Source organism: Micromonospora parastrephiae (genome assembly GCF_016802865.1).
In the GTDB taxonomy this organism is placed as follows: domain Bacteria; phylum Actinomycetota; class Actinomycetes; order Mycobacteriales; family Micromonosporaceae; genus Micromonospora; species Micromonospora parastrephiae.
In genome coordinates, this window is record NZ_JAEVHM010000104.1 from 1 (window position 1) to 20,607 (window position 20,607).

General features: G+C 72.4%; 17 protein-coding genes and 1 pseudogene. 13 read left to right on the forward strand and 5 right to left on the reverse strand.

The features are described 5' to 3' along the window. On the forward strand, positions 1 to 1,138 hold a 1,138-nt coding region (locus tag JNW91_RS19800), incomplete at its 5' end, for a leucyl aminopeptidase (protein ID WP_203177022.1). A gap of 49 nt (positions 1,139 to 1,187) precedes the next feature. Here the strand turns inward: JNW91_RS19800 and JNW91_RS19805 are convergent. Next, positions 1,188 to 1,514, reverse strand: coding sequence for a hypothetical protein (locus JNW91_RS19805; protein WP_203177023.1), 327 nt, complete (start codon positions 1,512 to 1,514; stop codon positions 1,188 to 1,190). Positions 1,515 to 1,654: 140 nt separating this feature from the next. Between JNW91_RS19805 and lpdA the strand changes: the two genes are divergently transcribed. Continuing rightward, positions 1,655 to 3,085, forward strand: a complete 1,431-nt coding sequence (gene lpdA, locus JNW91_RS19810; protein ID WP_203177024.1) for a dihydrolipoyl dehydrogenase — start codon at positions 1,655 to 1,657, stop codon at positions 3,083 to 3,085. Between the two features lie 66 nt (positions 3,086 to 3,151). Beyond that, positions 3,152 to 4,997, forward strand: a pseudogene (sucB, locus tag JNW91_RS19815) (2-oxoglutarate dehydrogenase, E2 component, dihydrolipoamide succinyltransferase). Positions 4,998 to 5,062: 65 nt separating this feature from the next. Here sucB and JNW91_RS19820 read toward each other — a convergent pair. Beyond that, positions 5,063 to 5,998 (reverse strand): SDR family NAD(P)-dependent oxidoreductase, encoded by a 936-nt coding sequence (locus JNW91_RS19820; protein WP_203177025.1) that lies wholly within the window; start codon positions 5,996 to 5,998, stop codon positions 5,063 to 5,065. Positions 5,999 to 6,146: 148 nt separating this feature from the next. Between JNW91_RS19820 and JNW91_RS19825 the strand changes: the two genes are divergently transcribed. The 3 genes from JNW91_RS19825 to JNW91_RS19835 all read left to right on the forward strand — a co-directional run bounded on the left by JNW91_RS19825 (position 6,147) and on the right by JNW91_RS19835 (position 8,689). Further along, the gene (locus JNW91_RS19825) at positions 6,147 to 6,716 is read left to right on the forward strand and encodes a TetR/AcrR family transcriptional regulator (protein ID WP_309244428.1); all 570 of its coding nucleotides are present in this window, start codon (positions 6,147 to 6,149) and stop codon (positions 6,714 to 6,716) included. 45 nt (positions 6,717 to 6,761) lie between these two features. After that, positions 6,762 to 8,099, forward strand: a complete 1,338-nt coding sequence (locus tag JNW91_RS19830; RefSeq protein WP_203177026.1) for a low temperature requirement protein A — start codon at positions 6,762 to 6,764, stop codon at positions 8,097 to 8,099. Between the two features lie 92 nt (positions 8,100 to 8,191). Then, positions 8,192 to 8,689, forward strand: a complete 498-nt coding sequence (locus tag JNW91_RS19835) for a hemerythrin domain-containing protein (RefSeq protein WP_309244429.1) — start codon at positions 8,192 to 8,194, stop codon at positions 8,687 to 8,689. A 13-nt stretch (positions 8,690 to 8,702) separates the two neighbouring features. On the opposite strand, the gene JNW91_RS19840 is transcribed toward JNW91_RS19835, so the two are convergent. Continuing rightward, entirely contained in the window at positions 8,703 to 9,131 is a 429-nt protein-coding gene (locus tag JNW91_RS19840) for a MerR family transcriptional regulator (RefSeq protein WP_203177028.1), read from the reverse strand. A 55-nt stretch (positions 9,132 to 9,186) separates the two neighbouring features. On the opposite strand from JNW91_RS19840, the gene JNW91_RS19845 reads away from it, so the two are divergent. Next, positions 9,187 to 10,185, forward strand: a complete 999-nt coding sequence (locus JNW91_RS19845) for an aldo/keto reductase (protein ID WP_203177029.1) — start codon at positions 9,187 to 9,189, stop codon at positions 10,183 to 10,185. A 51-nt stretch (positions 10,186 to 10,236) separates the two neighbouring features. Next, positions 10,237 to 11,136 (forward strand): TIGR01777 family oxidoreductase, encoded by a 900-nt coding sequence (locus JNW91_RS19850; protein ID WP_203177030.1) that lies wholly within the window; start codon positions 10,237 to 10,239, stop codon positions 11,134 to 11,136. Between the two features lie 86 nt (positions 11,137 to 11,222). Here JNW91_RS19850 and JNW91_RS19855 read toward each other — a convergent pair whose 3' ends face one another. Then, complete coding sequence (locus JNW91_RS19855; protein WP_203177031.1) at positions 11,223 to 12,434, reverse strand: extracellular catalytic domain type 1 short-chain-length polyhydroxyalkanoate depolymerase; 1,212 nt, start codon at positions 12,432 to 12,434, stop codon at positions 11,223 to 11,225. A 233-nt stretch (positions 12,435 to 12,667) separates the two neighbouring features. On the opposite strand from JNW91_RS19855, the gene JNW91_RS19860 reads away from it, so the two are divergent. Together JNW91_RS19860 and lipB are read left to right on the forward strand one after the other, a co-directional pair. Continuing rightward, on the forward strand, positions 12,668 to 14,494 hold the full coding sequence (locus JNW91_RS19860) for a DUF2079 domain-containing protein (RefSeq protein WP_203177032.1): 1,827 nt from the start codon (positions 12,668 to 12,670) through the stop codon (positions 14,492 to 14,494). Positions 14,495 to 14,554: 60 nt separating this feature from the next. After that, positions 14,555 to 15,196, forward strand: coding sequence for a lipoyl(octanoyl) transferase LipB (gene lipB / locus JNW91_RS19865; protein ID WP_203177033.1), 642 nt, complete (start codon positions 14,555 to 14,557; stop codon positions 15,194 to 15,196). A 40-nt stretch (positions 15,197 to 15,236) separates the two neighbouring features. Here the strand turns inward: lipB and aspS are convergent, their stop codons facing one another. After that, positions 15,237 to 16,523, reverse strand: a complete 1,287-nt coding sequence (aspS, locus tag JNW91_RS19870) for an aspartate--tRNA(Asn) ligase (RefSeq protein ID WP_203177034.1) — start codon at positions 16,521 to 16,523, stop codon at positions 15,237 to 15,239. Between the two features lie 409 nt (positions 16,524 to 16,932). On the opposite strand from aspS, the gene lipA reads away from it, so the two are divergent. The 3 genes from lipA (at position 16,933) to JNW91_RS19885 (ending at position 20,573) form a co-directional block, all read left to right on the forward strand. After that, a complete protein-coding gene (lipA, locus tag JNW91_RS19875) occupies positions 16,933 to 17,955 on the forward strand; it encodes a lipoyl synthase (protein WP_203177035.1) in 1,023 nt (340 codons plus the stop codon). A gap of 52 nt (positions 17,956 to 18,007) precedes the next feature. Continuing rightward, entirely contained in the window at positions 18,008 to 19,603 is a 1,596-nt protein-coding gene (locus JNW91_RS19880) for a hypothetical protein (protein ID WP_203177036.1), read from the forward strand. Between the two features lie 235 nt (positions 19,604 to 19,838). Then, positions 19,839 to 20,573, forward strand: a complete 735-nt coding sequence (locus JNW91_RS19885) for a DUF4191 domain-containing protein (RefSeq protein ID WP_203177037.1) — start codon at positions 19,839 to 19,841, stop codon at positions 20,571 to 20,573. Positions 20,574 to 20,607: the final 34 nt, after the last annotated feature.

The window sequence follows — 20,607 nt, forward strand, 5'->3', positions numbered from 1 at the left end:
GGTGGCCGAGGGCGCGCTGCTCGGCGGATACCGGTTCGCCGGCTACAAGACCCGGCCGCAGCCGTCCCGGCGGGAGCCGGTGGCCGAGGTACTCATCGCGGTGCCGGACGCCGGCGACGCGGGCGCCCAGGCGGAGATCACCCGGGCGCAGGCGGTGGCCGGCGCGGTCCGGCTCAGCCGGGACTGGGTGAACACCGCGCCGAACGAGCTGCGTCCGCCGTCGTTCGCCGACGCCGTGGCCGGTGCCGCCCGCGACGCGGGCCTTGAGGTCGAGGTGCTGGACGAGGCGGCGCTGGCCGCTGGCGGGTACGGCGGCATCATCGCGGTCGGTCAGGGCTCGGAGGCTCCGCCGCGGCTGGTGAAGCTCACCTACACCCCGCAGGACGGCGGCAACGGCAAGCGGGTCGCGCTGGTCGGCAAGGGGATCACCTTCGACACCGGCGGCATCTCGATCAAGCCGGCGCAGGGCATGTGGGAGATGAAGTCCGACATGGCGGGCGCCGCCGCGGTGGGTGCCGCCATGCTGGCGATCGCGGCGTTGAAGCCGGCGGTGGCGGTCAGCGGGTACCTGCCGATGGCGGAGAACATGCCGTCGGGCTCCAGCTACCGGCCGGGTGACGTGATCAGCATGTACAGCGGCAAGAAGGTGGAGGTGCTCAACACCGACGCCGAGGGCCGGATGGTCCTGGCCGACGCGATCGCCCGCGCCTGCTCCGACGGCACCGACTACCTGTTCGAGACCTCCACGCTGACCGGCGGCCAGGTGATCGCGCTGGGCAAGCGGATGGCCGGCGTGATGGGCACCCCGGAGCTGTGCGAGCGGGTCCGGGTGGTCGGGGACGCGGTCGGCGAGCCGGCCTGGCCGATGCCGCTGCCCGACGACGTGCGCAAGGGCATGGACTCCGACGTGGCGGACATCTCGCAGGTCAACGCCGGGATGGACCGGGCCGGTCACATGCTGCAGGGCGGGGTGTTCCTGCGCGAGTTCGTGACCGACGACGTGGCCTGGGCGCACATCGACATTGCCGGGCCGGGCTACCACTCCGGCGAGCCGACCGGCTACTGGACCAAGGGTGGCACCGGCGTTCCGGTCCGGACCCTGGTGCAGCTGGTCGAGGATGTCGCCGCCAACGGCTGACGAGCGAGCGGAGGGGCCCGGCCGATGCCGGGCCCCTCCTTGCGTCCCACTACCGCTCGGGGCGGCGCTTGCGACGCTCGTTGAAGTCGCGCATCCGCTGCGGGTAGCCCATCAGCCGGACGTCGTACACCGGGATGCCCATCCGGTACGCGAAGCGCCGGGCGCCGTCGGGGCCGTCGATCCGCCGGCGGGTCCACTCGCCGTCGTCGGCGATCAGGATGACGGTGGTCTCCGTCACGGTCGTACGCGGTTCGATGAACGCCTCGACGCCGCGACGACTCCGGATGAAGTTCTCCAGATGGGCCAGATCGCCTCGGTCGGCCGCGCGGTCGTGGCTCAGCACACGCGCCTGTTTGCGGCGCCGGAACAACCCCACCGGACCTCTCCCCCATCTAGCGTCATCGACAACGGTGCCAAGGGTACGTGTCGATGACGTGTCGTTGGGCACCTCACTACGCACCCTGTGCCCAGTGGTGACAAGATGACCGAGGTGGGGTGTGTCCGTGTTACACCTCCGTGACCCCCGAATGCAGTGACGCGACCTGGGAGTTGGACGTGAGCGAGCCGAACGAAGCGACCTTCGACATTGTCATTCTCGGAGGTGGCAGCGGCGGCTACGCGACCGCCCTGCGCGCCGCCCAGCTGGACCTCTCCGTCGCGCTGGTCGAGAAGGGCAAGCTCGGCGGGACCTGCCTGCACAACGGCTGCATCCCGACGAAGGCCCTGCTGCACGCGGCCGAGATCGCCGACCAGACCCGCGAGTCGGAGCAGTTCGGCATCAAGGCCGAGCTGGTCGGCATCGACATGGCCGGGGTCAACTCGTACAAGGACGGCGTGATCTCCCGCCTGTACAAGGGCCTGCAGGGCCTGGTGGGCGGCTCGAAGAACATCACCGTCGTCGAGGGCCACGGCAAGCTGGTCGGCAAGAACGTGGTCGAGGTGGACGGCAAGCGCTACACCGGCCGCAACGTCGTGCTGGCCTCCGGCTCGTACGCCAAGAGCCTGCCCGGCCTGGAGGTCGACGGCGAGCGGATCATCACGAGCGACCACGCCCTCACCCTGGACCGGGTGCCGTCGTCGGTGATCGTGCTCGGTGGCGGCGTGATCGGCGTCGAGTTCGCGAGCGTGTGGAAGTCGTTCGGCGTGGACGTGACGATCGTCGAGGCGCTGCCCCGGCTGGTCGCCGCCGAGGACGAGGAGTCGTCGAAGGCGCTGGAGCGGGCGTTCCGCAAGCGGAAGATCAACTTCAAGGTCGGCAAGCCGTTCGAGAAGGTCGAGAAGACCGAGAGCGGCGTCAAGCTGACGATCTCCGGCGGCGAGACCGTCGAGGCCGAGCTGCTGCTGGTGGCCGTCGGTCGCGGTCCGAACACCGCCAACCTCGGGTACGAGGAGCAGGGCGTCAAGATGGACCGCGGCTACGTGCTGACCGACGAGCGGCTGCGCACCAGCGTGCCGAACGTCTACGCGGTCGGTGACATCGTGCCGGGCCTCCAGCTCGCGCACCGCGGCTTCCAGCAGGGCATCTTCGTCGCCGAGGAGATCGCCGGGCAGACTCCGGCGGTCATCGACGAGGTCGGCATCCCGCGGGTCACCTACTCCGACCCGGAGCTGGCGTCGGTGGGCCTGACCGAGGCGAAGGCCAAGGAGCAGTACGGCGCCGACAAGGTCAAGACGTACAACTACAACCTGGGTGGCAACGGCAAGAGCCAGATCCTCAAGACCACCGGCTTCGTGAAGCTGGTCCGGGTGGAGGACGGCCCGGTGGTCGGCGTGCACATGGTCGGCGCCCGGGTGGGTGAGCTGGTCGGCGAGGCGCAGCTCATCTACAACTGGGAGGCGTACCCGGCCGAGGTCGCCCAGCTCGTGCACGCCCACCCGACCCAGAACGAGGCCCTGGGCGAGGCGCACCTGGCCCTCGCCGGCAAGCCGCTGCACGCGCACGCCTGATCAACCAACCCGCGGCGTCCGGCGACGGGCGAAGATCCCCTAGGGGAATGAAGGAGTCTGGAGAAAATGCCGGTATCGGTCACCATGCCCCGGCTCGGCGAGAGCGTCACCGAGGGCACCGTCACGCGCTGGCTCAAGCAGGAGGGCGACACGGTCGAGGTCGACGAGCCCCTGCTCGAGGTCTCGACCGACAAGGTCGACACCGAGATTCCGTCGCCCGCGGCGGGCGTGCTGAGCCGGATCGTGGTCGGCGAGGACGAGACCGCCGAGGTCGGCAGCGAGCTGGCCGTCATCGCCGGTGAGGGCGAGTCGACCGGCGGCGGCGGGGCCGCCCCGCAGGAGCAGCAGGAGGCACCGGCCGAGTCGGTCGAGCCGGCCGCCGAGCCGACCGCCGCCGCCGAGGGCACCGCCGACCAGGTGGCCCAGGACGAGGCCCCGGCCGAGGCCCCGGCTCCGGCCGCCGCACCGGCGGGCGAGGGCACCGCGGTGAAGATGCCGGCCCTGGGTGAGAGCGTCACCGAGGGTACGGTGACCCGCTGGCTCAAGCAGGTCGGCGAGACCATCGAGGTGGACGAGCCGCTGCTGGAGGTCTCCACCGACAAGGTCGACACCGAGATCCCGTCGCCGGTCGCCGGCACCGTACTGGAAATCAAGGTCGCCGAGGACGAGACCGCCGCGGTCGGCGCCGACCTGGCCATCATCGGTGCGGCTGGAGCGGCCCCCGCCCCGGCGAAGCCCGAGCCGAAGCCCGAGCCGAAGGCGGAGGCCAAGCCGGCGCCGAAGGCCGAGCCGGAGCCGGCGCCGAAGGTCGAGGAGCCCACCCCGGGCATGTCGTACAACGAGCCGGCCGCGGAGGCGGAGACCTCGGCGCAGCCGGCGAAGGCCGAGCAGGCCGCGCAGCCGTCCGCCCCGACCTCGACGCCGCAGCGTCCGTCGGCGCCGGCGCCGGCCGGCGGCGAGGACGGCGCCGGGTACGTCACCCCGCTGGTGCGCAAGCTGGCCAGCGAGCACGGCGTCGACCTGTCCTCGCTCAACGGCACCGGCGTGGGCGGCCGGATCCGCAAGCAGGACGTCCTCGACGCGGCCGAGAAGGCGAAGGCTGCCAAGCGCCCCCGCCGCCGCACAGCCGGCCGCCGCGCCGTCGGCGGCCCCGGCCAAGCCGGCCGCGAAGCCGCAGCCGAGCGGCAAGCGGGGCACCACCGAGAAGCTGCCGCGCATCCGGGCGACCATCGCCAAGCGGATGCAGCAGTCGCTGCACGAGACGGCCCAGCTCACCACGGTGGTCGAGGTGGACGTCACCCGGGTCGCCAAGCTGCGGGCGCGGGCGAAGGAGTCGTTCCAGGCCAAGCACGGCGTGAAGCTGTCCTTCCTGCCGTTCTTCGCGCTCGCCGCCATCGAGGCGCTCCAGACGTACCCGATCATCCAGGCGAGCATGGACCTGGACGGCGGCACGATCACCTACCCGGCCGCCGAGCACCTGGGCATCGCCGTCGACACCGAGCGCGGGCTGCTGGTGCCGGTCATCCACAACGCCGGTGAGCTGAACATGGGCGGCATCGCCAAGCGGATCGCCGACCTGGCCGAGCGCACCCGGAACAACAAGATCACCCCGGACGAGATGGCCGGGGCCACCTTCACCCTGACCAACACCGGCAGCCGGGGCGCGCTCTTCGACACCCCGATCGTGCCGTCGCCGCAGTCGGCGATGCTCGGTACGGGTGCCGTGGTCAAGCGGCCGGTCGTGGTCAACGACCCGGAGCTGGGCGAGGTCGTCGCGATCCGGTCGATGGTCTACCTGGCCATGTCCTACGACCACCGGCTGATCGACGGCGCCGACGCGGCCCGCTTCCTGACCGCGGTCAAGGAGCGGCTGGAGGCCGGCAACTTCGAGTCGGAGCTGGGTCTGTCCTGATCCTGCGTCAACGCCGAGAGGGCGCCCCGGTCGTCGACCGGGGCGTCCTCTCGTTTCTCCGGTCCTCAGCCCTTCAGCAGGGCGGTCGAGACCTCCCAGAGCCGCTCCGCGACCTCCGGGTCCAGGGCGTAATCGGCGACGCCCGTCCGCCCGCCGGGCTGGGCGGGGGCGGCCTCCTGACAGTCCTCGAAGTAGCGCCCGCCAATGCCGTCGAGCAGCGGCGACGCGGCGACCAGCACCGAGTTGGCGGCGCCCTGCTCGACGGTCTTCCAGGCGGCGGCGTTGCCGGCACGCAGCCGGTTCAGCTCCTCCTCGCTGACGTAGCGCTGGAGGTTGGTGCGGATCGCGCCGGGCATCAGCGCGTTGGTGAGGATGCCGTCGTCGGCCCAGCGGCGGGTCGCCTCCACGGCGAACAGCACGTTGGCCGTCTTCGACTGCCCGTACGCCTGCCAGGGCTCGTACTCCCGACGGTCGTACTGGATGTCCTCGAAGACCACCGGTGAGCGCAGGTGGGCGGCGGAGCTGACCGAGGCGATCCGGGCGCCGTCGCCGGCGGCCAGCGCCGGGCGTAGCCCGGTGGCGAGCGCGAAGTGCCCGAGGTGGTTGGTGGCGAACTGCATCTCCCAGCCCTGCGGGGTCCGGCTCAGGGGCGCGGCCATGATGCCGGCGTTGTTGACCAGGATGTGCAGGGGGCCGTCCCAGTTGGCCACGAAGTCGGCGATCGATCCCTGGTCGGCGAGGTCGAGCGGGGCGACGAGGATGCGGTCGTTGCCGGTGGTGGCGGTGATGTCGTCGGCGGCCTTTCGGCCGGCGTCGGTGTTGCGCACGGCCAGGGTGACCTCCGCGCCGGCGCTGGCGAGGGCACGGGCGGTCTCCATGCCGATGCCGGACGATCCGCCGGTGACGATCACCCGCCGCCCGACGAGGTCCACGCCCCGGATCACGTCCATGGCGGTGGAGTGATGGGCGAACGGAGTGGTGATCGGGTTGCTCGTCGTCATGATCCATCCTTGTTCGGGGAGGGCGGACCGACCGGCCCGCCGGTACGATGGAAGCGGAGGATCCTCCGCTAAGGCCGAGGCTAACCGGAGTTCCCTCCGGATACCACTCGACGAGGAACTGTCGGCCCGCACCAGCCAAGGAGGAGACGTGCCGGAGACCAGCCCCCGCCCCCTGCGGGCGGACGCGCTGCGCAACCGCGAGCGGCTACTGGAAGCCGCGGTCCAGGCGTTTTCCCGCCCCGGCCCGGAGGTAACGCTCGACGCCATCGCCAGGGAGGCCGGCGTCGGCATCGGCACCCTCTATCGCCACTTCCCCACCCGGGAGGCCCTGGTCGAGGCGACGTACCGCAACGAGCTGGGCAAGCTCTGTGACGCGGCGCCGGAACTGCTCGACCGGTTGGCGCCCGATCAGGCGCTGCGGGCCTGGATGTCCCGGTTCGTCGACTACCTCGCCACCAAGCGCGGCATGGCCGACGCCCTGCGTCTGGTGATCGCCTCCGGCGCCAACCCGTACGCCCACAGCCGCGACCGGTTGCTGGAGGCGCTCGGTCGGCTCCTCACCGCGAGCGTCGCGGCCGACACCGTCCGGGCCGACGTCGACGTCGCCGACGTGCTGGCCGGCCTGAGCGGGATCAGCCTCGCCGCCGGCGAGCGCGACCAGGCCGACCGGCTGCTCGACCTGCTGATGGACGGCCTGCGCCACCGCCGGACGGACTGACCCGTTCCGGCCTCCGGCCAGGCCGGACGCTGCCAGAGTGGGACCGTGGGCGGCTACCGGCGGGGTCGGCGACTGGGGCCGGCCGTCCCGATCGCCCCCGGCGCCCGGGTGGACAAGTTCGAGGTCTTCTTCGACCTGGTCTTCGTCTTCTCGTTCTTCATCATCACCCGGGCCACCGCCGCGAACATCTCCGGCCGGCAACTGCTGCACGCCGGCCTGGTGCTCGCCGTGCTCTGGTGGATCTGGGTGGTGCACAGCCTGGTCGCCACCCGGGTGCGGCTCGGCGAGGGCTACGTCCCGGTGCTCATGGTGATCGCGATGGCCGCCCTGTTCGCGTTCGCGTTGGCGCTGCCGCAGGCGTTCACCGACCCGAAGGGCAGCACCGCCGGACCGATGCTGGTTGCCGTCAGTTACGTGGTCGTCCGGGCCGTCCACATGATCCTCTACCAGCATGTGGTGCGGGACAGCCCACAGGAACGCCGGCAACTGCGGCGGTTCGCCCCCGAGCTGGCGGTGAGCATCGTGCTGCTGCTGGCCGCCGCGCTGATCCCACCGCAGATCGCCGACCCCGGTCAGGCCGCGATGGTCCGTGACGGGCTCTGGATCACCGTGGTGGTCGTCCAGTACGCCACCGGGTTCATCGTCGGCACCTGGGGCTGGGGGGTGACCAGCGCCGAGCACTGGACCGAGCGCTACGACCTCATCCTGATCATCGCGTTGGGCGAGTCGGTGATCTCCACCGGCGTGGGCGGCAACCTGCTGGGCAAGCCGGTCACCTGGCCGGCGGTCGCGGCCGCCACGCTCGGCATCGTGATCACCGCCGCCCTCTGGTGGGCGCACTTCGACTTCATCGGGCCGGCCGCCCGGATCGCCCTGCACGCGGCCGAGGGTGGCCCCCGGGTGGCGATGGCCCGCGACGCGTACGCGTACCTCTACCTGCCGATGATCGCCGGGGTGATCCTCCTCTCCATCGGCAACGAGGAGGTCCTACACAAGATCACCGACCCTGTCGGGGGGATCGCCGAAAAGGTCGAGGGACCGGCGGTGCCGATGCTCTTCGGCGGGTTGGTCTGCTACTTCACCGTCAACATGCTGTTCCAACTCCGCACCCTGCACACCGTCAGCTGGACCCGCGTCGGCGTCATCGTGGTGCTCACGGCGGCCCTGCCGATCGGTCAGCGCCTGCCCGCGCTGGGCGCCCTCACCCTGGCGACCGCGATCTGCGTGGCGCTGGTGGCCGTGGAGGTGATGGTGATGTCGAAATCCCGGCACGCGCTCCGCGCCGCCGTCTTCCAGGAGCGGACCAGCCACGAGGCACACGAGGCCGCCTGGCGCGCCCGCTGGCACGACCTGCGGGAGCCCGACGAGCCGACCACGCCGTGACCCCGCGGGGCTAGACTCCGGCGCAGCGTCGCGGTGCACCCGGCACGAAGGCCGCCGTGGGCATGGAGGCGCGGGGACAGCATGGGACGAACGTGCACCCGAAGAGTTCACCCGCCGACCGGCTCGCCGCCGTCGGCAACCAGATGATCGAGATCCACCTCTGGCTCGGCGCGGAGCTGGCCCGCCTCCGGGAGAGCCTCGGCGACGCCGACGACGCCGGCCGGTCGCGGGACCTGCGCGCACACTGCCTGAGCTTCTGTGCCGCCCTCGGCCGACACCACACCGGCGAGGACGACGGCGCGTTCCGGCTGCTGGCCGACCAGGTCCCCGAGCTACGCCCGGTCATCACGAACCTGATCACCGACCACCAGGTGGTGGCGGGGATCCTGCACCGGGTCGAGGAGCTGCTGGCGGCTGACACGTCGATGCCGACCGACCAGGTGCGCGCCGAGCTGGACGGGCTGGCCGCGCTGCTGGAGTCGCACTTCCGGTACGAGGAGAAGCGACTGGTGGCCGCGCTGAACGCGCTCGGCGACCGATCAGGAACGGCCGAGGACCTTCTCGGCCTGACCGCGCCACCCGCCGGCTGACCGGTCGGCCCGCCTAGCCGCCGGAAAGGGCGGTCGCCGCGGGCTGCCCGGCTGTCGGCTGCTCGGCTGTCGGCTGCTCGGCTGTGGGCAGGCGCTCGTAGAAGCGGATCTTCTCCCGGAGGTGGTCGTACTGGCGCTGGAGCAGCCGCATCTGCTCCTCCACCTGCTCGGCGTGCCGTCGCAGCAGCTCCCGGCGCTCGTCCACGGTGTGCTCGCCCTCGCGGGCCAGCTGCGCGTAGCGGCGCATCTGGGCGATCGGCATCCCGGTGTCGCGCAGGCAGCGGAACAGCACCAGCCAGCCGAGGTCGTCGTCGGTGAAGACCCGCTGCCCGCCCGCCGTGCGCTCCACGTCGGCGAGCAGGCCGATCTTCTCGTAGTACCGCAGGGTGTCCAGGCTGAAGCCGCTGCGCCGGGCGGCCTCCGCGGGGGCGTAACCGGTCATGTCCGCGATGGTAGCCCTTGACCTGGAGCGCACTCCAGATTGGAGGCTGGACCGCATGACGATGACACGAACGCTGGGACGCAGCGGCATCGAGGTGAGCGCGATCGGGATGGGGTGCTGGGCGATCGGCGGCCCACTCTGGGGCGACGACGGGCAGCCGTTCGGCTGGGGCGAGGTGGACGACGACGAATCCGTCCGCACCATCCACCGGGCGCTCGACCTCGGGGTGACCCTGTTCGACACCGCCAGCAACTACGGCGCCGGGCACAGCGAGCGGATCCTCGGCCGGGCGCTGGCCGGCCGACGCGACAGCGCGGTGATCGCCACCAAGTTCGGCAACGTCAGCGACGAGGCGACCCGGCGGGCACTGGGCACCGACGCCAGCCCGGCGTTCGCGGTACGCAGCCTGGAGGACTCACTGCGCCGCCTCGGCACCGACCACGTCGAGCTCTACCAGCTGCACATCAACGCGCTGCCGGTGCCCGCCGCGCTCGACCTGGTCGCCACCCTGGAGGACCTGGTCGACCAGGGCAAGATCCGGTCGTACGGCTGGAGCACCGACGACCCCGCCTCGGCGGAGGCGTTCGCGGCGGCCGGGGCCCGTTGCGTCGCCATCCAGCACGACGAGTCGGTGCTGAGCGACAATGCCGCTGTTCTGGCCGTCTGCGACCGCCACGACCTGGCCAGCCTCAACCGGGGGCCACTGGCGATGGGGCTGCTCACCGGCTCGACCCGGGCGGTCGGCGCGGACGACGTCCGGGGGCGGGCACCCGAGTGGCTGCACTGGTTCACCGACGGCCGGCCGACGCCACGCTGGGCGGCCCGGGTCGAGCAGGTGCGCGCGGCGCTCACCGCCGACGGGCGGACCCTCGCGCAGGGCGCGCTCGGCTGGCTACTGGCCCGCAGCCCGCGTACCGTGCCCATCCCCGGCCTTCGCACGGTGGCGCAGGCCGAGGAGAACCTGGCCACCCTGGAGCTGGGCCCGTTGGCCCCCGACGCGTACGCCGAGGTGGAGCGCCTCCTGGCCGACCTGCGCCCGGTCGGAGCGGCCTGACGGCCGGCGCGCACCGCACCCACCGACCCGGTGATGGACGAAGATGGAGGCATGCGGATCCTTCTGGCCGGCGCGTCCGGCTTCCTCGGCACCCGGCTGGCCGACCGGCTCACCGGGGACGGGCACCAGGTCACCCGGCTGGTCCGCCGGCCACCACGCGACGCGCGGGAGCGGCAGTGGGACCCGGCGGCCGGCCAGCTCGACCCGGCCGCGGTCGCCGGGTCGGACGCGGTGGTCAACCTGGCTGGCGCGGGTGTCGGCGACAAGCGCTGGAACGACGACTACCGGCGGCTGATCCGCACCAGCCGGGTGGACAGCACCAGCACCCTCGCGACCACCATCGCCGGGCTACCGGCCGCCGACCGACCTCGGGTGCTGCTCAACTCCTCGGCGGTCGGCTGGTACGGCAACACCGGCGACCGGGTGGTCGAGGAGGACGCGCCCGCCGGCGAGGGCTTCCTGGCCGACGTCTGCCGGGTCTGGGAGGCCGCGACCCGGCCGGCCGAGGACGCCGGGGTACGTGTGGTGCGGCTGCGCACCGGGCTGCCGCTGCACCGTGACGGTGGACTGCTCAAGCCGCAGCTGCTGCCGTTCAGGCTGGGCATCGCCGGCCGGTTGGGCAGCGGTCGGCAGTGGCTGCCCTGGATCTCGATGGTCGACTGGCTGGACGCGACCCTCTTCCTGCTGGCCCACGCCGACATCGCCGGTCCGGTGAACGTGGTGGGGCCGCACCCGGTGACGAACGCCGAGTTCACCCGGGAGCTGGCCCGGCAGCTGCACCGCCCGGCGATCATCCCGATTCCCGGGCTGGCGCTCAAGGTGGCCCTGGGCGGCTTCGCCCACGAGGCCCTGACCAGCACCAGAGTCCTCCCCCACGTCCTGACCCAGGCCGGCTACCCGTTCCGCCACCCCACCCTCCCGGAAGCCCTCCACGCAGCCCTCACCGCCTGATCACCCCTGATGATCAAGAGGTTTGCGTCATCCGGGGGCCGGAATCTGACGCAAACCTCTTGATCACCGGGGCGGTGGGTGGGGGGTCAGCAGCCGATCACCCAGTAGTTGGGGGCCGTCTGCTTCAGGGCGGTGGTGTAGAAGGTGTTGTAGAGGCCCATCTGCTGGTTGGAGCCGTTCGCGTAGGCGTAGCCGCCGGACTGGTACGCCCGACCGGCCGCCACGTGCGCGTAGTTGCTGGCCGTCACGCAGGTCGGCGGCGTGGTCGGGGTCGGCGTGGGGGTGGCGGTCGGCGTGGCCGTCGGGGTCGGGCCGGTGCCGCCGCCGTTCAGGCCGAAGAAGAGCGCGTCGCGGTACGTCGAGCAGATGGTGTCCAGGAAGTAGGCGCCGGCGGTGCCGCACTGCTCGGCCCCGGAACCCGGATCGACCGGGGTGCCGTGCCCCATTCCGGAGACCCGGTAGAGGCGTACCTCGTCGTTGCCGTACACCTCCAGGCTCGTGTTGCCGGGCAGGGACGAGGTGCTGGTCGGGGTCTGCGAGAGCCCCCGTACGTTGGTCCACTGGTCGCGGGACTCGGTGCCGTTGAGCGGAGTGACCGTCGTGTCCGAGGTGCCGTGCCAGATGGCCACGCGGGGCCGCGGGCCGGTGTAGCCGGAGTACGCGCCGCGGACCAGGTCGCCCCAGGCGGCCGGGGTCTTGTCCGCGCCCGGGTTCATGCAGCTGAACGCGTTGACCATGCTGGTGGCGCAGCGGTACGGGATGCCCGCGATGATCGATCCGGCGGCGAAGACGTCCGGGTAGGTGGCGAGCATGACGGCGCTCATCGCCCCGCCCGCGGAGAGACCGCTGACGTAGACCCGGGATCCGTTCACCCCGAAGTTGGCCTTGGCGTGGTCGACCATCTGCTTGATGGACAGCGCCTCACCCTGGCCCCGGGCGGTGTCCCCCGCCTCGAAGAAGTTGAAGCAGGAGTTGGCGTTGTTGCCGGAGGGCTGCTGGGCGACGATCAGGGCGAACTTCCACTGGTCGGCGTACTTCTGCCAGCCGGAGTTGGCGAAGTAGCCGGAGGCGTTCTGGGTGCAGCCGTGCAGCAGCACCACGGCCGGGGAGTTGGCCGGCAGGTTGTCCGGCCGGTAGGCGTACATGGCGAGGTTGCCCGGGTTGGAGCCGAACCCGGTGACCTGGGTGAGGGTGGCGGCCTGGGCGGGTGTGGCGAGGGTGATCGCGCCCGCCGCGGCGAGGACGAGCCCGGCGACCGCACCGATCAGCCGGTTGAGGGTGGACGAGGAGCGGCGCACGGCGGCCTCCTGGGGAGCGGACTGTGAACTGGGTCACGGTCGAATTGCCGAGACGTTACGTCGATGTGTCGCCGCTATGACATGGCGCACACTCACACATTCACCGCGGCCGGTGTGTACGCCGAACCGTCGACGGCGGGCACGCGAGTCCTCCACAACCTCAGGCGACAACAACGGTCCCCTCCTCGCAGGTCTGACCGGCCTGTCCAGGTCCGGTTGGTAACGTCCGCTGCGTGCCGTCCTCCCCGTCGCTGGCCACCGGGCCCGCACCCGCGTCACCGCCGCGCGTCGTCCGGGACCGCCGGGCCGATCTGATCGTCGTGCTGGTGGCGCTCGCGCTCGCCGTGTGGGTGACCAGCGGCCTGTGGCGGGACCCGAACGTGCGCACCATCACCGTCAACTCCAGCGACCAGGCGCTCTTCGAGTGGCTGCTGGCCTTCGGCGGGCACGCGGTCACCCACGGGGAGAACCCGCTCTTCACGTACCTGATCAACGTCCCGGACGGCGTCAACCTCGCCGTCAACACGTCGATCACGGTGTACGCGGTGGTCTTCGCCCCCCTCACGTACCTGATCGGGGCGCCGGCGACGTTCCTGGTGATCCTCACCCTGAACCTGTTCGCCACCGCGCTGGCCTGGTACTGGTTGCTCTCCCGGCACCTGGTCCGCAGCCGGCTGGCCGCCGGGGTGGGCGGCCTGTTCATCGCCTACTCCCCCGGCATGGTCTCGCACGCCAACGCCCACCTGAACTGGACGGCCGGCTGGCTGGTGCCGCTGCTGATCTGGCGGCTGTTCGCTCTGCGCCGCCCCGGGCACTGGCTGCGCGACGGGGTGATCCTCGGCGTGCTGGTGGCGGTGGCCTTCTCGATCGCCGCCGAGGGCCTCTTCTTCACCGCGCTCGCGCTCGGGGTCTTCGTCGCCGTCTGGGCGCTGCACCCGGCCCGACGGGCCGAGGCCCGTGCCGCGCTGCCCAATTTCGTGCGCGGGCTCGCGGTGACCGCGGTGGTGGCCGCGGTGCTGCTGTCGTACCCGCTGTGGCTGCACTTCGCCGGGCCACAGCGGTTCCACGGCACCGGCTTCGACCCGGTGATCCACTCCGAGGACATCGCCGCGTTCGCGGCGTTCCCGCGCCGCTCGCTGGCCGGCGAGGTCGGCCTGGGCACCTCCCTCGCGCCCAACCCGACGGAGGAGAACTCGTTCTTCGGCATCGGGCTGCTCGTGCTCACCGTGGTCTGCTTCGTCGCGCTCTGGCGGCGGGCCGACGCCGGCCGTCGCGCCACCCTCTGGGCGCTGGGCGCCCTCGCGCTGATCTTCACGGTGCTCTCCTTCGGGCCGGTCGCGAAGGTCGACGGCCGGCGCACCGACCTGCCGATGCCGTTCGACCTGCTCGGGCAGCTGCCGGTGGTGAACGCCGCGCTGCCCGCCCGGCTGGCCCTGGTGGTGGCGCCGGTGATCGGGGTGCTGCTGGCGTACACCGTCGACCAGTTGCGCGCCGCGCCACCGCGGCACCGCTCGACGCAGCTGGCCTGGGCGCTCGGGTTCGCGGTGGCCCTGCTGCCGCTGCTGCCCACACCGCTGTTGACCCACGAGCGGGAGCCGATTCCGCAGTTCATCACGTCCGGCACCTGGCGGCAGTACGTCTCGCCGGACGGTGTGCTCACGCCGGTGCCGCTGCCCGTGGACATCTACCCGGACGGTCAGCGCTGGCAGGCGTACGCGCTGTCGCACCGGCAGGGCGAGTTCAGGATCCCGGGCGGCTTCTTCCTCGGGCCCGGCGGGCCGGACGGGCGGGGCCGGATCGGTCCGGTGCCGCGCACCCTGAGCGCGCTGATGGACCAGGCCGGCCGCACCGGGCTGGTGCCGATCGTCACCGACGGCACGATCCGGGAGGTCCGATCGGACCTGCGGCACTGGCGGATCGAGACGGTGGTGCTCGCCGACGAGGTGCACGGCGCGAAGTTCCCGGTCGACGAGGACGCGGTCCGGCGTACCGCCACCGCCCTGTTCGGCGAGCCGCAACGGGTCGACGACGTCTGGCTCTGGCGCATTCCACCGGCCTGACCGGTCCGGTGAGGCGGCTCACCAGGGATCGGAGCGGTTGGCGGGACTAGGCTGGACGCCGTGACGACGACGACCTCCGGCCTGACGGCCGTCCGCGCCGGCCTGCTCGACTACCAGGCCGCCTGGGACGAGCAGCGCCGCCTGCACGAGTCGGTGGTGTCCGGCGAGCGCGGCGACACCGTGCTGCTGCTGGAGCACCCGAGCGTCTACACCGCGGGTAAGCGCACCGAGCCGTGGGACCGGCCGACGGACGGCACCCCGGTTGTCGACGTGGACCGCGGCGGCAAGATCACCTGGCATGGGCCGGGGCAACTGGTCGGCTATCCGATCCTGCGGTTGCCCGACCCGGTGGACGTGGTCGCCTACGTGCGTCGCACCGAGGAGTTGCTGATCGACGTGTGCGCCGAGTTCGGGCTGACCGCCGGCCGGGTCGAGGGTCGCAGCGGCGTCTGGGTGCCCGAGGACGACCGGGGCCCCGCCCGCAAGGTGGCCGCCATCGGAATCCGGGTGGCCCGGGGCGTCACCCTGCACGGCTTCTCGATCAACTGCGACTGCGACCTCACGCACTTCGACCGGATCGTGCCGTGCGGCATCCGCGACGCCGGCGTCACCTCGCTCACCGCCGAGCTGGGCCGTCCGATCACCGTCGCCGACGTGCTGCCGGTGGTCGAGAGCCGACTGTCCACCCTCGTCGAGGTCTGAGCAGCGGCCCCCGGCGGTGGCGCGTCGGGGGCCGCTTCACTCACGGCGTCAGCCGGTGCAGGTCCCGCGGGAAGGCGGTGACCTCCCGGACGTTGGCCGCCCCGAGCAGGCGCGCCACGAACCGTTCCAGGCCGATGGCGAAGCCGCCATGCGGCGGCATGCCGTGCCGGAACGCGTCCAGGTAGCCGGCGTACGGCTCGACCGGCTCGCCCCGCGCCGCCAACGCCGCCAGGTAGTCGGCGTGCCGGTGCAGCCGCTGCCCGCCGGTGACCAGCTCCAGACCCCGGAACAGCAGGTCGAACCCGTTGGAGTACGCCGGCCGCGCCGGGTCCGGGTGGGTGTAGAACGGTCGCTTCGCCATCGGGTAGCCGGTGACGAAGAGGAAGTCCGACCCGTGTTCGCGGCGGGCCCACTCCCCCAACGCCCGTTCGTGGGCGGGCGCGAGGTCCGGCTCGTCGGCGGGCGCGCCGGCGATCGTCAACGCCTCGGTGAAGTGCACCTCCGGGATCTCCGCCGGCACCTGCGGCGGCGTGACGTCGAGCGTCGCCAGTGCGCCCCCGGCCCGCTCGCCCACCGCCTCCAGCATGCCGGCCACGACGTCGCGCAGCACGGCCATCACGTCCCGGTGGTCGGCGACGAAGCCCAGCTCCGCGTCGAGCGACGTGTACTGCGCGAGGTGCCGGACGGTGTCGTGCGGCTCGGCCCGGAAGACCGGCCCGACCTCGTAGACGCGTTCGAACACGCCGACCATCAGCTGCTTGTAGAACTGCGGCGACTGGGCCAGGTACGCGGGTCGGCCGAACCAGTCCAACGCGAACACGTTCGCCCCGCTCTCCGTGCTGGAGCTGACCACCTTCGGCGTGTGGACCTCGACGAAGTCGTGCGCGTCGAGCGCGGCGCGGAAACCGGCGACCGCCGCCGCCGAGACGCGCAGCGCGGCCGAGCGGGTCGGGTGGCGCAGCGCGGTGGGCGCGTTGTCCAGTTGGGTGGGCAGGCTCGCGGTGAGCACCGGTCGGTACAGGTCGAACGGTAGGGGCACGGCGGGCGAGCCGAGTGGACGTATCGCCGGCTCGGTCAGCTCGACCCCGGCGGGCGCCGTTTCGTTCGCGGTGACCGTCGCGGTCACCTCGACGACCGTCTCCTCGGTGAGTTTCTCCAGCTCGGCGCGGACGGCCGGGTCGGTGACGACGACCTGGGCCAGGCCGGAGGCGTCCCGCACGATCAGGAACGCCACCGACTTGAGCAGGCGGCGGCGGTGCACCCAGCCGGCGATCCGCACGGTTTCGCCGACGTGGGCGGGCAGGTGGTGGGACAGGGTTCGTTGCATGTCGGGCTGCTCCTCGGTCGATCGCGACGGCGCCACCGGGGCGGCGACGTCGCATCAGCCCCAGGGAGGTGTGGGCGAGCGGGAACCTCGCGGTGCCACCACACCTTCGCCCCCGCCGGAGCGGGGGCCTCGTTCGTCGCCTGATGACCGGGGCCAGCCGGGCGGGCTCTACTAGGCGTTCCGCCGTTCTGCCCGCAGCTCGGGAGGGTCTTCGCGCACCGGTGCCAGACCGCCTCTCAGCATCGGCGGCTCTCTGCACTGGCGGGTCCGGGCGCTACTCGGCTCCGTCGTCGCTGTTGGCGGTGACCGTAGCACCGGATCCGCCGGGTGTGACGCCCTTTTTCGGCAGCCCGGTGTCCGGCGTCACAACGTCTACGGCGTGACGCCGGTCGCCTGACGCACATAGACGATGGCCGTCCGGCGTAGGCTCGTTTTCGTGACGATCGAGCACTCCGCGCCGACGACCGGCCAGGCAGCGCGTACCGCAACAGCCGCACCCGAGGGGCGCCGTCTGCTGCGGATCGAGGCGCGCAACGCCGAGACGCCGATCGAGCGCAAACCACCATGGATCAAGGTCAAGGCCAAGATGGGGCCGGAGTACACCCAGCTGCGCGGGCTCGTCTCGCGCGAGGGGCTGCACACCGTCTGCCAGGAGGCCGGCTGCCCCAACATCTACGAGTGTTGGGAAGACCGGGAGGCCACCTTCCTCATCGGTGGCGACCAGTGCACCCGGCGCTGCGACTTCTGCCAGATCGACACCGGCAAGCCGGCCGAGTTCGACGCCGACGAGCCGCGCCGGGTCGCCGAGTCGGTGGTCTCGATGGGCCTGCGGTACGCCACCATCACCGGTGTCGCCCGCGACGACCTGCCCGACGGCGGCGCCTGGCTGTACGCCGAGACCGTCCGGCAGATCCACGCCCTGCAGCCCGGCTGCGGCGTCGAGCTGCTGATCCCGGACTTCAACGCCGTCCCCGAGCAGTTGGCCGAGGTGTTCGGCTCCCGCCCGGAGGTGCTGGCGCACAACGTGGAGACCGTGCCGCGCATCTTCAAGCGGATCCGCCCGGCGTTCCGCTACGACCGCTCGCTGGACGTGATCCGACAGGCCCGCGCCGACGGCCTGGTCACCAAGAGCAACCTCATCCTGGGCATGGGCGAGGAGCGGGCCGAGGTGTCGCAGGCGCTGCGCGACCTGCACGAGGCCGGCTGCGAGCTGATCACCATCACCCAGTACCTGCGCCCCTCGCCCCGGCACCACCCGGTGACCCGCTGGGTCAAGCCGGAGGAGTTCGTGGAGCTGCGCGAGGAGGCCGAGGAGATCGGCTTCGCCGGGGTGATGAGCGGGCCGCTGGTGCGCTCGTCGTACCGGGCGGGCCGGCTCTACCGGCAGGCGCTCGACGCCCGCGCCGAGGCTGCGGTCGTCACCGCCGGCTGACCCGCCGGCAGCGCCGCACGGCCGTTCGGCGTCCGAATGCCATGATCGTGCGATGACCGCCGGTGTACGCGAACAGCCGCGCGGCGCGGACTCCCCGCGCCCGCGGCCGGGTACGCGGTTCGGCGTCCCCGACTGGCTCACCGGGTTGGCCGTCCTCGCCGGGGTGGGTTACCGGCTCTGGCTGCTGGGCCACGCCGCGCCGCCCACCAACAGCGACGAGGCCACCATGGGGTTGGCCGCGCTGCACATCGCGCGGGGCGAGGGATTCCCGGTCTGGTTCTACGGCCAGCAGTACATGGGAACGCTGGAGGCGTACCTGGCCGCCCCCGTGTTCGCGCTGGCCGGCGGGCCGTCGCTGCTCGGCCTGCGGCTGCCCACGCTCGCCCTGTACGTGCTGTTCCTGCTGCTGACCTGGCGGTTGACGCTGCGGTTGACCGGGGACCGCTGGTTCGGGCTGCTGGTGGTGGCGCTGCTCGCGCTCGGCTCCGACCGGGTAATCAAGAACCAGCTGATCGCCGGTGGCGGCTATCCCGAGATGAACGCGGCCGGGGCTGCGCTCGCCGTGCTCGCCGTGGACCTGGTCGTCGGCCGGCCCGGGTGGCGACGGGTCCGCTGGGCGGCGTGGGGGTTCCTGGCCGGGCTGATGCTCTGGGTCGACCCGCTGGTGCTGCCGTACGTCGTGGCGACGGGGGCGGTGCTCGTCGGGTTCCGACGCCGGGAGCTGCGCGGGGCGGCCGGCGCACTGCTCGGGGCGGCCGCCGTGCTGGGCGCCGCCACGCTGCTGCTGCACAGCCTGCTGACCGGGCGGAACCCGCTGCACGCCGTACTCGCCGCCGGCGGCGCGGACGCCTCCGCCGGCTGGGCGGACCGGCTGCACGGCGGGCTGCTGCTGGGACCGCCGTTGGGCATGGGCTTCTGCGGCCCAGGGCGGTGCGCGACGTGGCAGCTGTGGTGGGCGTACGCCCTGCCGGTGCTGCTGGTCCTCGCCGCCGTCACGGCCTGGCGGGCGATGCGCCGCCCGTCGGCCGAACCAGCGCCCCGGGTCGCGGCGGCGGTGCGGTTGGCGCTCGTGCTGGCGGCGGTGGCCACCCTCGCCGCGTACACGGTGAGCAGCACGTCCGGGCGCACTCCGGTGGAGAGTTCCCGCTACCTGTCCTGCCTGCTCATCTCCCTGCCGGCACTGCTCTGGCCGGTGTGGACGGTGCTGCGGAACAGGACCGGGCCGAGGCTCGCCCGACCGGTGGCGCTGGTCCTGCTCGCCGCCACGCTGGGCAGCGCCGTCTCCGCCACCGGCCAGGCCGCGCGGACCGCGCCGGCGAGCCGGGCCGCCGAGGCCCGGCACGCCGAACTGGTGAGCACCCTGCGCCAGCTCGGCGTACGACACGTCCGCGCCGGCTACTGGACCTGCAACCGGCTGACCTTCGCCAGCGCCGAGCAGGTCATCTGCGCGGTCGTCGACGACACGCTGCGCCCCGGCTTCGACCGCTACCCCGCGTACCGGCGGGAGGTGGACAGCGCGGCGGCGCCGGCCTGGGTCGCTCCCACCGGCTCGTCCCTGGCGGCGAGCCTCGACGAGCGGCTCCGCGCCGCTCCGGGCACCCGGGAGCTGGTCACCCTCGACGGCTGGCGGATCTACCTGCCGCGCTGACCTCGCCGGGCGGCGAGCGTCAGCGCGGCCCGGCGGGCTCGGTAAGCGTCAGCGCGGCGCGGCCGGCTCGGCGAGCGTCAGCGCGGCGCGGTGGCGGCCGACGAGGACGGAGCTGGCCCCGGCGGCACCCCCCTTACCCGCCCTGCCCGGGCGGCTGAGGCGACGTAAGGTACTCAGCCCGCCGGCACCCGGACGCGGATCAACGGGGCGGACCGCGACCACTAGACTCTGCGACATGGCAAAGCCCCAGGAGAAGGTCTCGTTCGGCCAGCGGCTGAAGCAGATCGGGATGGTGTTCCAGTTCACCGCCAAGCAGGACCGGTGGTTCGCGCCGCTGGTCGCCGCCGCGGTGCTGCTCCCGCTCGCCCTCACCGTGGTCGCGGTCATCCTCTGGGGCTGGATCTGGCTGCCGCTGGGCATCCTGTTCGCCCTGCTCGCGGTGCTGATCGTGCTGAACCTGCGTTCCAACAAGGCGATGATGAACGCCGCCGAGGGCCAGCCCGGCGCGGCGGCGCAGATCATGGAGAACATGCGCGGTGACTGGCGGGTGACCCCGGCGGTCAGCTCCACCACCCAGATGGACATGGTCCACCTGGTGATCGGCCGGCCGGGCGTGATCCTGCTGGCCGAGGGCAACCCGCAGCGGGTGCGTGGCCTGCTCGGGCAGGAGAAGCGGCGGCTGTCGAAGGTGATCGGCTCCGCGCCCCTGCACGACTACGTGATCGGCCAGGACGAGGGCGAGCTGCCCATCCGCAAGCTGCGCACGACGCTGCTGCGCCTGCCCCGCGCGCTCTCCGGCAAGGACGTCAACTCGCTGGACAAGCGGCTCAAGGCGCTCACCGCCCGTCCGCAGATGCCCAAGGGCGCGATCCCGAAGAACATGCGGCCGCCGGGCGCGTTCCGCCCGTCGCGGCGGGTTTCCTCAACGGACTGCTCGGCGGCAACGGCTTCGACGCCTTCACACTGCTGATCGGCGCCGTGGCGGTGGCCGGTTACGCGGTGAG

What these genes read in the sequence shown, in the direction of transcription:
- JNW91_RS19840 (WP_203177028.1), bottom strand. Translation starts at nt 9,131, where the DNA reads ATGACCGGTTACGCCCCCGCGGAGGCCGCCCGGCGCAGCGGCTTCAGC.
- JNW91_RS19885 (WP_203177037.1), top strand. Translation starts at nt 19,839, where the DNA reads ATGGCAAAGCCCCAGGAGAAGGTCTCGTTCGGCCAGCGGCTGAAGCAG.
- JNW91_RS19820 (WP_203177025.1), bottom strand. Translation starts at nt 5,998, where the DNA reads ATGACGACGAGCAACCCGATCACCACTCCGTTCGCCCATCACTCCACC.
- aspS (WP_203177034.1), bottom strand. Translation starts at nt 16,523, where the DNA reads ATGCAACGAACCCTGTCCCACCACCTGCCCGCCCACGTCGGCGAAACC.
- JNW91_RS19850 (WP_203177030.1), top strand. Translation starts at nt 10,237, where the DNA reads ATGCGGATCCTTCTGGCCGGCGCGTCCGGCTTCCTCGGCACCCGGCTG.
- lipA (WP_203177035.1), top strand. Translation starts at nt 16,933, where the DNA reads ATGGCCGTCCGGCGTAGGCTCGTTTTCGTGACGATCGAGCACTCCGCG.
- JNW91_RS19880 (WP_203177036.1), top strand. Translation starts at nt 18,008, where the DNA reads ATGACCGCCGGTGTACGCGAACAGCCGCGCGGCGCGGACTCCCCGCGC.
- JNW91_RS19845 (WP_203177029.1), top strand. Translation starts at nt 9,187, where the DNA reads ATGACGATGACACGAACGCTGGGACGCAGCGGCATCGAGGTGAGCGCG.